Source organism: Propioniciclava sp. (genome assembly GCF_036744435.1).
Lineage (GTDB): Bacteria > Actinomycetota > Actinomycetes > Propionibacteriales > Propionibacteriaceae > Propioniciclava.
The window spans coordinates 1-11,365 of the sequence record NZ_DAIOIA010000100.1 but is presented as its reverse complement, the minus strand read 5'-3'; the positions used below and the strand labels follow the sequence as shown (position 1 = coordinate 11,365).

Sequence of the window (11,365 nt, the reverse complement as noted above, 5' to 3'; positions counted from 1 at the left end):
CACCCGCACCCGCACCCGCACCCGCACCCGCACCCGCACCCGCACCCGCACCCGCAATCATCGAGGCGCGCGGGTTCGGCATGGCGACCCACGATCCCGCCTTCACCGACCTCGACATCGTGATCCCTGCAGGCCGTTTCGCCGCCGTCGTGGGGCCTGCCGGGGCCGGAAAGTCGACGCTCCTGCTCGCCCTCACGGGCCGGATGCGGCCGGTCACGGGCGACCTGCGGGTGGGGGGCGTCGATGCCCGCAGGCACCCCGGGCAGGTGCGCACCCTGACGTCGATCGCCCGGATCGTCGGGCTGATCGAACCGGAATCCTCCCTGACGCTGGAGGACTGCCTCACCGAGCGGACGCTGTTCGACGGCGCCCACCCCCGATCGCGCACCGCCTTGTACCTCCACGCAGCCCGGCTGCTCGGTCTCGAGGCTCCGCTGACCACGCTGTTCGGCGCCTTGCCCCCGCTCGACCAGACCCGTGCGGCGCTCGCGCTGGCCTGCGTCCGGCCCGCCACCGTCGTGGCGCTGGACGACCTCGACGACGACACCACCCTGGAGGACCAGCGCGCCCTGTGGGCGGGGATCGCCGCTCTCACCGCGGACGGCCAACCGGTCATCGCGTCCACCACCGAACGCACCGTCATCCCCGACGACGCCATCATCATCGACCTGGAACCGGAGGCCTGACATGCGAGACTCGGCCAACAACCCGCTCACCCTCGCCCGGTTCGAGCTCAAGCGCTTCCGTGGACCGCTGCCCCGGCTCGCGCTCGGGTTCATCCTGCTCATCCCGCTGCTGTACGGCTGCATCTACCTGGCCGGCAACTGGGATCCGTACGGCCGCTTGGACCGGGTCCCCGTGGCGGTCGTCAACCACGACGTCCCGGCCACCGCGAACGGCTCCCCGGTCACCGCCGGGCAGGACTTCGTCGACAGCCTGCACCGCGCCAACACCTTCGACTTCGTCGACACCAACGACGCCGACGCCGCGAGCGGGCTGTCGGAGGGGCGCTACTACCTGGTGATCACCGTCCCGGACTCCTTCTCCACCGACCTGGTCAGCGGGCAGGGCACCGACCCCCGCCGCGCCCAGATCATGTTGCAGCGCAACGACGCCAACGGCTTCGTGATCGGCACGATCACCAACAGCGCCCAGAACAGCATCGCCCGCGCCATCGACGAGACGGCGGTGCGCAGCTACTTCGAGGCGGTGTTCGCCAACCTGGCCACCATCAGGGACGGCATGACGCAGGCCGCCGACGGCGCCGCGCAACTCGACGCCGGACTGGTCACCGCCCACGACGGCAGCACCCAGCTGCGCTCGGGCGCCGCCACCGCGGCAACGGGTGCCGACTCCCTAGCCGCCGGGGCGACGCAAGTCGCCGGCGGCAGCGCGACCGCCCGCGACGGCGCCACCCAGTTGGCCTCCGGTCTGGATCGCCTGGACGCCGGGGCGGGCACCCTGAGCGCGGGCGCCTCGCAGGTCGCGGGCGGGACGCAGCAGTTGGCCGACACGCTCGACCCGATCCTGACGCTGGCCGCCGACAAGCTGCCCGCCGTCCAGGACCGCGTCACCCGTGCGTCGGCGACCATCGCGGACGTCTCAGCCAAGCTCGCGACGGGCAGCGACTCCGTCTCGGCGCACACCTCCTCGGCGGTCTCCGACCTGGATGCCCTCCTCGCCGATCACCCCGAGCTGGCCTCCGACCCGCGCGTCCAGCGCCTGCAGGCGTCCCTGGAGCGGGCCAACACGACCGCGGGCACCATCAGCACCGACCTGACCTCGGCCGCCGCCGACGCCGCCGCAGCTCATGCCGCCGTTCAGGGCGCGGGCGATCTCTCCGCGAAGGCCAGTGAGGCGCAGGCGAAGATCGACCAGCTCAACGACGGCGCCCACCAGGTGGCAGCGGGGGCCCAGCAGCTCGATCAGGGTCTCGGAACGGCCGCTCCCTCAGCCCACACGCTGGCCTCGGGACTCGGGACGCTCGCCACGGGGGCGGGCCAGCTCCGCGACGGCGCCACCCAGCTCGCTGCGGGCAACCATCAGCTCGCCGACGGCGCCGCGACGCTGGACGACGGCCTGGGCCAGCTCGCGACCGGGGCCCACGAGCTCGCCACCCAACTCGCCGAGGGTGCCGCCCGGATTCCCGCGTTGACGCCCGACCAGACCGCCGACGCCGTGCAGGTGCTGTCGGCCCCCGTCGACGTCACGATGCAGGTCGAGAACCCGGCCCACGTCTACGGCCGCGGGCTGGCCCCGATGTTCTTCTCCATCGCCTTGTGGGTGCTCGGCATCTCGGCGTTCTTCCTGGTCCGGCCCATCACCGGCCGGGTCATCGCCGGTCGGGCTGGGGACCTGCGGATCGCCATCACCGCCTGGCTGCCGCTCGCGGGGATCTCGGTGCTGGCGGGTTGGCTGATGCTGGCCGCCGCCTGGATCGGGCTGGGTCTGGACCCGGTGCACCCGTGGCTGATGATCGGCATGGTCACCTTGATCGCGTTGGCGTTCTCGTCGGTGGCTCACCTACTGCGGACCTCGCTGGGCCTGGTGGCGACCGCCGCCATGCTGATCGTCCTCATCCTTCAGTTGTCCAGTTCGGGGGGCACCTATCCGCCCGAGTTGCTGCCGCCGTTCTTCGCGACCATCGGGCACGTCATGCCGATGACGTATGCCATCGACGCCTTCCGGATCTGCATCTCGGGTGGTCTGATGAGCAAGCTCGCCCGCGACGCCGCCTTGATGATCGCGCTCCTGGTGTCCTGCGTGGGGCTCCTCGTCGTGGTGGTGCACCGGCGGCGTCAGTTCACCGCGAAGGACCTGCACCCGCCGCTGGGGTGACCGGGGCCCGGCTCAGGCGCGGCTCCACAGGGCGCGGCGGGCGTCCTGGACGGATCGGGCGGGGGCGAACCGGTGGCCGTTGCGGGTGACGTGCACGGTCTGGGCGAGCGGGACGATCTCGTGCTCGTCGTACTCCTCAGCCTCGCTGACCTGGCCCGACGCCCCGATGCGGGCGTGGGTGAGCAGCCCGGACGCCGCCTGTTCGGGATCCGCGTCGGGCGCGAGCCCCAACCCGTCGAAGGCGCCCCCGAACCCGGGCGTCCCCGGCACCCCGGAAAGCACCGCGGTGCCCGCGGGTGCCATCCGCCAGACGGCGCGCGCGGATTCGTTGAGCGGGTCGGCGTCCGGATCCAGCACGACGGCGAGCGCCGGGCGCATGCCCTGACGTGCCTCGTCGGCGGCCAGCAGGTCGGCCAGGGCGGCGGGCGCGAACCGGGGAGCCGCCTCCACGGTGCCCCAGGTGGTCGCGGCGGCGGCGTCGGCGCGGGCGATCAGCTCGGGACGACCGGCCAGCAGGCCCACCAGCCGCAGAGCGGCGACGAGGCTCATCGTGCCTGAGGGGGTCGGGTTGTCCTGGACGTCGCGGGGGCGCGTGTAGAGGTCGTCCGCGGCGCCGTCGTAGAAGCCTCCGCCGGGGGCGTCGAAACGCACCAGCGCGTCGGCGAGCAGCGCCTCCGCGCGCTCCAGCCAGGACGCCTCCCCCAGCACACCCGCGAGCCGCGCGAACGCGAGGGCGGCGGCGCCGTAGTCCTCGGCGGTCCCCGGGGCATCCCCGGCGACGCCGTTCAGGGAACTGCGCACCAGGCCCGCCGGCGTCCGGTGGGTCGCCCACAGGTACTCGGCCGCATCGCGGGCCAGGTCGACCCAGGCGCGCTCGCCGAAGATCATGGCGGCGCTCAGCAGGGAGTCGATCGCCCAGCCGTTCCAGGAGGCGATGACCTTGTCGTCGCGCGGCGGCGCGAACCGGTTGCCGCGCACCTCCAGCAAACGCGCGGACACGGCGGCGAGCCGGTCGGGCTCCGGGGCTCCCCGCAACTGCAGCGTGGAGAGGCCGTGCTCGAACGTCCCGGCCGTGGTGACGTGGAAGGTGTGCGCCGCCCAGGCGGCGTCTTCAGAACTCAGCGCGTCGCCGAGGAGTTCGGGGTTCCACACGTAGTAGATGCCCTCGTGCGCCATGCCGCGGATGTCGGCGGAATCGGCGTCCAGCGAGGCGCCGAAGCCACCGCCGGACACCGTCATCTCGCGCTGCAACCACCCCACCAGGGAGCGGACGACCCGCTCGAACAGGGCACGCAGTTGCGCGTCGTGCTGCGGGGTGCGCCGCCAGCCGCGCGCATAGGCCCCCAGCAGCAGGGCGTTGTCGTAGAGCATCTTCTCGAAGTGGGGCACCACCCAGCCCGCGTCGACGGCGTAGCGGTGGAAGCCTCCGCCGATCTGATCGTGGATGCCGCCGCGGGCCATCGCCTCCAGGGTCCGCTGGGCCAGATCGAGGGTCCCGGCCTCCCCCTTGACGAGCAGCGCGTCGATGAGCAGCGGGGCGGGGAACTTGGGTGCTCCCCCGAACCCACCATGCAGCAGGTCGAAGTCGGCGGCCAGCGCGTCGATCAGCGGCCACACGTCGGGGGCGGTCTGCGCCAGGGGGAGGGCGTTGATGGCGGTGAGCTGATCGGCGATCGCGGACGCCGAATCCAGCACCTCGTCGCGGCGATCGCGCCACGCCTGCCCCAGGGCGTCCACCACCTGGGTGAAGGACGGCTGCGCGTCGGTGGGCTGGGGCGGGAAGTAGGTGCCTGCGAAGTAGGGCAGCCCCTCGGGGGTCGCGAACACGGTCATCGGCCAGCCGCCCTGCCCGGTGAGCGCCTGGGTGGCGCGCATGTAGACCGCGTCCACGTCGGGACGCTCCTCGCGATCCACCTTGATCGCGACGAAGTGCTCGTTGACGAGGGCGGCGACGTCGGCGTCCTCGAAGGACTCGTGTGCCATCACGTGGCACCAGTGGCACGCGGAGTAGCCGATGCTGATCAGGACGGGGACGTCGCGGCGGCGGGCTTCGGCGAACGCCTCGGGCCCCCACGACCACCAGTCCACCGGGTTGCTGGCGTGCTGCAACAGGTAGGGGCTGGTCGCGTCGGCGAGGCGGTTCGGCATGGGCTCAACCCTGCCAGACACCCGCCCCTTCCGACGCCATCAGCTCAGCGCTGATCGCCCCCGGCGCCCTGCTGTGCGGCGTCGCGGGCCTGCTGTTCGCGGACCTCGGCCGAGGTCGGCAGATCCGGGTAGTCGGCCTTGCGCAGATGCTTGCGCATGTTGAAGAAGAGCAGGGCCAAGGCGATGAGGAGTACCAGGACGAGCACCAGGTTGAGCCAGCCGGGTGCCTGTTGCGCGCCTAGATCGTGTAGTACCACGCGTCCACCTTATCCGCGGTTCGCGTCGGAATCCCGGCGAACAGGTCGTCTTCGGGCAGCGTCGAGGGGACGTGGGACTGCGCCAGCTGAAAGTCCTCGGTGGGCCACGCCTTGCGCTGCAGGGCCAGCGGCACCGCGAACCAGAACCCGTTCGGGTCCACCTGGGTGGCGTGCGCGCGCAGCGCATCGTCGCGGACCTCGAAGAAGTCGCCCGCCGGGATGAACGTCGTCAGCCGGGCCGCCTGGGTGGGATCCTCCGGCCAGGACGCCAACCGCTCCCGGTACGGAGAATCGAGACCGAGTTCGTGCATGACGGCGTCCAGTGCCAGCGCCCGCGCGCGATGGAAGTTCTGGTGGTAGTAGACCTTGAGCACCTGCCAGGGCTCGCCGAGGGAGGCGGGCGCCAGCGGGTCGGCGGCGATCTCGACGCCCCGGACGCTGATCTCGTGGGTGCGAATGTGGTCGGGGTGCGGGTAGCCCCCGTTCTCGTCGTAGGTGAGGAGCACGTGCGGCCGGAAGGCGCGAATGATGCGCGCCAGGGCGGTCGACTCCTCCTCCAGGTCCCCGGCCGCGAAGGAGCCCTCCGGCAGTGGCGGCAGCGGGTCTCCTTCGGGCAGCCCGGAGTCCACATAGCCCAGCCACACCTGGTCGACGCCGAGGATCTCGCGCGCCTTGGCCATCTCGGCCTGGCGCAGGGCCGGGATCCCCGCCTGGTTCTCCGGGGTGTCCATGGCGGGGTTCAGGATGTCCCCGCGCTCGCCGCCCGTCGCTGTCACGACCAGGACTTGCACGCCCTCGGCCACGTACTTGGCCATGGTGGCGGCACCTTTGCTGGACTCGTCGTCGGGGTGGGCGTGGACGGCCATCAAACGCAGCGGCTCACCGTTGGCGGCCACGCGGATCTGGGGAGCATCGGACATGAGCGACATTCTCCCCGGCCGCGCAAGCACCTCGCCGCGGGTCTCGCTGGCGCACCGCGTCCGGCCCGGGACCGGCACAATGGAGGGGTGAGTGCCCAGCCGAACGCCGACGCCGACCGCATCGCCCGCCGCTATCCGGCGAGCCGGACGCCGCGCTGGCTCTGGCTGGCCGGGGTCGCCGTCATCGTGGTCGTGGGGGGTGCCTGGCTGATCTGGTCGGCGCTGTACGGGGCCAACCCGGCCATCAGCGCCCGCGTGGTCAGCTTCACCGTCACCTCCGACCAGACGATCGACGTGCGCGTGACGACGCAGCGCCCCGACCCGCAGCGGGCCGCGGTGTGCACCTTCACGGCCCAGGCAGTCACCTACGACACGGTCGGGCAGTACGCCCTCGAGTTGCCGCCCGGCGACCAGACCCTGGAGGATCACGACCTCACGATCCGCACGTTCAAGCGCGCCACCTCGGTGAAGGTCGAGAACTGCACTCCCCGCTGAGTCATCTTGCCGCGCGCGGCCCACGCTCGGCTCTCGAACGGGCACCCGCTGATAAGCTCGTGCAATGTCTGACGCACAGAATTCCACCGTTTGGCTGACCCAGGAGGCCTTCGACAAGCTCACCGACGAGCTTGACTACCTCAAGGGCGAAGGACGGACCACGGTGTCGGCGAAGATCGCCCAAGCACGTGACGAAGGAGACCTCTCCGAGAACGGCGGCTATCACGCCGCGCGCGAGGAGCAGGGGCAGCAGGAGGCGCGGATCCGCCAACTGGAGGCGATGCTGCGCGACGCGAAGATCGGCGAGGCGCCCGCAGGCAGCAAGAAGGTCGCCCCCGGCATGACGGTGACCATCGCCTACGACGACGACCCGGATGACACCGACACGTTCCTGCTGGGCTCGCGCGAGCTGATCGGGGTGACCGACACCGCCATCGACGTGTTCAGCCCGCAGTCCCCCCTGGGGGCCGCGATCGTGGGGGCGAAGAAGGGGCAGAAGGTGTCCTATGCCGCCCCGAACGGGTCCACCATCAACGTCACCATCCTCGAGTTCGGCGTCTACTCCGGCTGAGGTCAGCCACGATGCCCCGGACGCTGCGGCGTCCGGGGCATCGTTGGTCCTTCAGGTCAGAGTCGAGCCAGCAGGTCCGCGGCGACATCGGGGGCCAGCGTCCCGGAGGCGACCTGCGCGAGGATCTGATCCCGGACGTCGTTGCCCACGGGAGGCGTAGCCTCGGCGGACGGCTCGCTCGTGAACGGCCCGGGCCGGTGCACCGACTCCGCCTCCTGGTCGGGCTCCGGCTCGTGGGGAGACGCCGACCCCTGGTCGCCGTCCTGGTGCTCCAGCATCCCCAGCCGGTCCAGCAGGTCGTTGAACCGCGACCGCGCCGTTGGGTACGAGACCCCGAGGTGTTTCTCGACCTCCTTGAGGTTGCCCCGCGAGGTGAGGAAGACGCGCAGCAACTCCAAGTCGGCCTCCCCCAGCGCGCAATAGGGGCAGGTCGCGAACGAGCCCACCAGTTCGGTTCCGCAGCCGGGGCAGCCGAGCCGCGACACGGCCAGCCGCTCCCCGCACACCGGGCAGTCGGCGGGGGCGCGATGCAGGTGCGAGGGGGCGCTCACAGCTCCACCTTCCGCACCGTCGCGGTGCCCATCACGACCTCCAGGTCGAGCCGGGCCGTCCCGTTGCCGACGATGAACTCGTCGACGGCGGCCGCCTCGTCGGGCCACACGACGCGGCCCACCTGGGTTTGCGCGCGCATCGTGACCGACGAGCGGGGAGCCAGCGCCACGGTCAGCGAGCCGGACTCGATCTTCAACCGGGACCGGCCCGTGTTGATCGGCCCCTCGACGGTGCCCGACCCCGCCTGGACGAGCGCATCGGTGACGCGCCGCACCCCGTTGGCGACCATGCCGCCCGCGGTCACCCGGACGCGCCCCAGGAAGGGCACCCCCGTGACATTGAGGCTGCCTGCCGTCAGTTCGATGTCGACCTCGATGGCCGGGTTGACCCGCACGGTCAGACCGCGGGCCAGGGTGATCCCGCGGAGGTCGTCGAGGCTCTTGGGAGGATTGAGCAGGCTGAACCCCTCCAGCTTGGGTCCGAGTTCGCCGTCCGCCGACACCTCCAAGATGTCGCCTTGGCGTCGCAGGACGTGTTCGCCGGTGACCGACGCCGTCGCGACCGAGGCGTCCCCGACCACGGTGACGCGGCGTCCCACCGCGCGGATCGCGACGCGCTGGGTGCCCTTCACGCCGGTGGGACCGGCAGGTTCGTCAGCGCCCGGGTCAGGGTCGCCGGGCTGCCCTCGCAGCGCCTCGATGCGACGTGCCGCTTCGGCCGAATCGATGCGTCCGGCCGCCAGGTCCGCGAGGATCGCGGAAAGATCAGGCTCACTCATGCACTAAATGCTAGGCGAACTTACCAATCTGGAAAATAGCGCGGCCCCCGAGATCACCCCGAACTCAGTCGGCCTCCGGCGAGGGCGATCGATCCGGATGCCGCAACGAGTTGACGAACGCGACCGTGAACGCCAGCACGGGGATCGCCAGCAGCGCTCCCAGAATCCCGCTGATGATCGCGCCCGCGGTGATGCCGAGCAGGACGGCCAGCGGGTGGACGTTGACGGCCTTACCCATCACCAGCGGCTGGAGGAAGTTCCCCTCCGCCTGCATGACGAGGATGACCGCGCCCAGCATGATCAGCGCCTGCACCCAGCCGTGCGTGACCAGTGCGAGAGCGACGGCGACCGACCCCGCCAGCACCGCCCCGACGATCGGGATGAACGACAGGAAGAAGGTGAGGGCGAACAACGCGCCCACCAGCGGGACGCCGAGCAAGAAGGCGGCCAGCGAGACGCCCGCGGCGTCCACGGCGGCCACGATGACCGCCGAGCGCATGTAGGCCACCAGCGAGGTCCACCCGCGCCGGGCGGCCTGGTCCACCGGCCCCCGGTAGTGCGACGGCACGACGACGCCGAGCGTGTTGGTGAAGATGGTCCGGCCCTGGAAGGCGAAGAAGAAGGCGGCCACGAGCGCGGTCGCCAGCCCCGCGAAGAAGTTGCCGAAGGCCGCGCCGATCCCGGCGGCAGCCGTCGCCAGGGTGGCGGCCTGCGTCTGCAGCCACGACGTCGCCATGCTGATCCACTGGTCGAGTTGCGCCTGGTTGATCCCGAACGGCAGCGTCCCGAGCCAGGCCACCAGCGACGAGAACCCGGCGGTGGTCTGCTCCACCAGCGTCGGGAACTCGCTGGCCACCTGCTGGCCGACGAACCCCAGCAGCCCGGCCACCACCAGCACCAGCAGCAGGAGGGCGGCCAGCGCGGCCAGCGCGGGCGGCCAGCCCCAGCGCTTGAGCTGCTCGGCGACCGGATACAGCATGGCCGTCAACAGGATCGCGACGGCGAGCGGGACGGTGAGCTGGGAGAAGTAGCCCAACGCCGAGAAGAGGGCGACCACCCCGACACCGAGCAGCAGGAGCCGCCACGCGTACCCGGCGGCGACGGTGAGGCCGGCCGGGATCTCGGGGGCCAGATCCACGCCGGGTTCGGGCTGTTCCACCTGGACGATGATGGGCTGCGGGGCGGGTGCAGCGGGCTCGCGGGGGGAGAACAAACGAGCCAGGGCGTTGCTGAGGGTCATGGACGCTCCTTTCACCGCGGCCAGCCTAGCGGCGCCCGCCCGGCGACCGGGCAGGGCTAGCCTGGTGACGTGACCTCCCGCCCGCTGTCCGAACTGATGGCCCCCGACTGGGCGCAGGCGCTGGCCCCGGTCGCACCCGACATCGCGGCCATGGGCGACTTCCTCCGAGCGGAACTGGCGGCCGGGCGGCCCTATCTCCCGGCGGGGAACCAGGTGTTGCGGGCCTTCTCGCGACCGTTGGCCGACGTGCGCGTCCTCATCGTCGGACAGGACCCTTACCCGACCGTGGGGCATCCCGTGGGGCTGTCCTTCTCCGTCGCTCCGCACGTGCGTCCGCTACCTCGTTCGCTGCAGAACATCTACGCCGAGCTGTCCACCGATCTTGGCGTCCCCCCTGCCGCCCACGGCGACCTGTCGGCCTGGTTCGATCGCGGCGTCCTGCTCCTGAACCGGTGCCTGACGGTGCGGCCCGGCTCCCCCGCCTCCCATCGCGGCAAGGGCTGGGAGGCGGTCACGGACCGCGCCATCGAGGCGCTGGTGGCCCGCGGCGGCCCGATGGTGGCGATCCTGTGGGGCCGTGACGCGCAGGCGCTCACCCCGAGGCTGGGCACCATCCCGATCATCGCCTCCGCCCACCCCTCCCCGCTGTCGGCTCGCTCGGGGTTCTTCGGTTCCCGCCCGTTCAGCCGGGCCAACGCGGCCCTGGTCGCTCAGGGCGCCCCGCCACTCGACTGGACGCTACCCGCCGCCTGACGGGCCCGCCTGGCTCCGCGGGCGTGCAACCCGTCGTGCCTCCTCCCGGTCCGACCATTACACTGAGCGGGGTCCCTGCGGGGACGAGCCGGCGCACAGGGCGGAAACTCTGCCCGCCCGACAACGCGGTGCCGCGGGCGACGAGACTGCCGAAAGGGCACACTTCATGGAGGTATCAACCACCCAGTGGATCGTGACGATGGTCGTGATCGTGGGGCTGTTGGCGTTCGACTTCTTCTTCCACGTGCGCAAGGCGCACATCCCCACGATCAAGGAGTCCGCGACCTGGACCGGCATCTACGTGTCGATCGCCATCTTGTTCGGCGTCTTCGTGTGGGTGCAGATGGGGCAGACCTCCGGCGTGGAGTATTACGCGGGCTACATCACCGAGTTGTCGCTGTCGGTGGACAACCTGTTCGTCTTCCTCATCATCATGGGCAGCTTCAAGGTGCCCCGTGCCGACCAGCAGAAGGTGCTGATGTTCGGCATCGTCGTCTCGCTGATCTTCCGCACCGGGTTCATCTTCCTGGGCACCGCGCTCATCAACAGCTTCGCCTGGGTGTTCTACCTGTTCGGCCTCATCCTGCTCATCACCGCGGGCAACCTCATCAAGCCTGAGAAGGACGGCGACGACGAGGAATCCTCGGAGGCCAACAACTTCATCATCAAGATCGCCAAGCGCTTCATGCACACCACCGACTACTACGACGGCGACAAGCTGTTCACGGTGGTCGACGGCCGCAAGGCGATGACGCCCATGCTGCTGGTCATGATCGCCATCGGCGGCACCGACGTCATGTTCGCGCTCGACTC

12 protein-coding genes are annotated in these 11,365 nt (G+C 71.1%); 6 read left to right on the top strand and 6 right to left on the bottom strand.

Features of this window, described 5'->3' with window-relative positions; all coding sequences use genetic code 11:
• Together V7E09_RS11855 and V7E09_RS11850 are read left to right on the top strand one after the other, a co-directional pair.
• Positions 1–686, top strand: a 686-nt coding sequence (locus tag V7E09_RS11855; protein ID WP_324523438.1) for an ATP-binding cassette domain-containing protein, incomplete at its 5' end; no start/stop codon positions are given.
• 1 nt (position 687) lies between these two features.
• Entirely contained in the window at positions 688–2,838 is a 2,151-nt protein-coding gene (locus V7E09_RS11850; protein ID WP_324523437.1) for a YhgE/Pip domain-containing protein, read from the top strand.
• A gap of 12 nt (positions 2,839–2,850) precedes the next feature.
• On the opposite strand, the gene V7E09_RS11845 is transcribed toward V7E09_RS11850, so the two are convergent.
• Genes V7E09_RS11845 through mca form a run of 3 tightly spaced genes read right to left on the bottom strand, consistent with a single transcriptional unit; the run spans position 2,851 to position 6,163 of the window.
• Positions 2,851–4,986 (bottom strand): thioredoxin domain-containing protein, encoded by a 2,136-nt coding sequence (locus V7E09_RS11845; protein WP_324523436.1) that lies wholly within the window; start codon positions 4,984–4,986, stop codon positions 2,851–2,853.
• Between the two features lie 44 nt (positions 4,987–5,030).
• A complete protein-coding gene (locus tag V7E09_RS11840; RefSeq protein ID WP_324511740.1) occupies positions 5,031–5,243 on the bottom strand; it encodes a hypothetical protein in 213 nt (70 codons plus the stop codon).
• The gene (gene mca / locus V7E09_RS11835; protein ID WP_324523435.1) at positions 5,225–6,163 is read right to left on the bottom strand and encodes a mycothiol conjugate amidase Mca; all 939 of its coding nucleotides are present in this window, start codon (positions 6,161–6,163) and stop codon (positions 5,225–5,227) included. The genes V7E09_RS11840 and mca overlap by 19 nt, the downstream gene beginning before the upstream one ends.
• 87 nt (positions 6,164–6,250) lie before the next feature.
• Between mca and V7E09_RS11830 the strand changes: the two genes are divergently transcribed.
• Both V7E09_RS11830 and greA read left to right on the top strand, forming a co-directional pair.
• The gene (locus V7E09_RS11830; RefSeq protein ID WP_324511741.1) at positions 6,251–6,658 is read left to right on the top strand and encodes a DUF4307 domain-containing protein; all 408 of its coding nucleotides are present in this window, start codon (positions 6,251–6,253) and stop codon (positions 6,656–6,658) included.
• 64 nt (positions 6,659–6,722) lie between these two features.
• Positions 6,723–7,229 carry a transcription elongation factor GreA gene (gene greA, locus V7E09_RS11825; protein WP_324511742.1) on the top strand — a complete coding sequence of 169 codons (507 nt, stop codon included), beginning with the start codon at positions 6,723–6,725 and terminating at the stop codon, positions 7,227–7,229.
• Positions 7,230–7,285: 56 nt separating this feature from the next.
• On the opposite strand, the gene V7E09_RS11820 is transcribed toward greA, so the two are convergent.
• The 3 genes from V7E09_RS11820 to V7E09_RS11810 all read right to left on the bottom strand — a co-directional run bounded on the left by V7E09_RS11820 (position 7,286) and on the right by V7E09_RS11810 (position 9,799).
• Complete coding sequence (locus V7E09_RS11820; protein ID WP_324511743.1) at positions 7,286–7,780, bottom strand: DUF2089 domain-containing protein; 495 nt, start codon at positions 7,778–7,780, stop codon at positions 7,286–7,288.
• Positions 7,777–8,559, bottom strand: coding sequence for a hypothetical protein (locus V7E09_RS11815; protein WP_324511744.1), 783 nt, complete (start codon positions 8,557–8,559; stop codon positions 7,777–7,779). The genes V7E09_RS11820 and V7E09_RS11815 overlap by 4 nt, the downstream gene beginning before the upstream one ends.
• Before the next feature lie 64 nt (positions 8,560–8,623).
• Complete coding sequence (locus V7E09_RS11810; RefSeq protein WP_324511745.1) at positions 8,624–9,799, bottom strand: AI-2E family transporter; 1,176 nt, start codon at positions 9,797–9,799, stop codon at positions 8,624–8,626.
• A gap of 69 nt (positions 9,800–9,868) precedes the next feature.
• Here V7E09_RS11810 and V7E09_RS11805 point away from each other — a divergent pair, with 69 nt between their 5' ends.
• Together V7E09_RS11805 and V7E09_RS11800 are read left to right on the top strand one after the other, a co-directional pair.
• Positions 9,869–10,552: a uracil-DNA glycosylase gene (locus V7E09_RS11805; RefSeq protein ID WP_324511746.1), complete on the top strand. Its 684-nt coding sequence runs from the start codon at positions 9,869–9,871 to the stop codon at positions 10,550–10,552.
• A 166-nt stretch (positions 10,553–10,718) separates the two neighbouring features.
• On the top strand, positions 10,719–11,365 hold a 647-nt coding region (locus tag V7E09_RS11800), incomplete at its 3' end, for a TerC family protein (protein WP_442956884.1).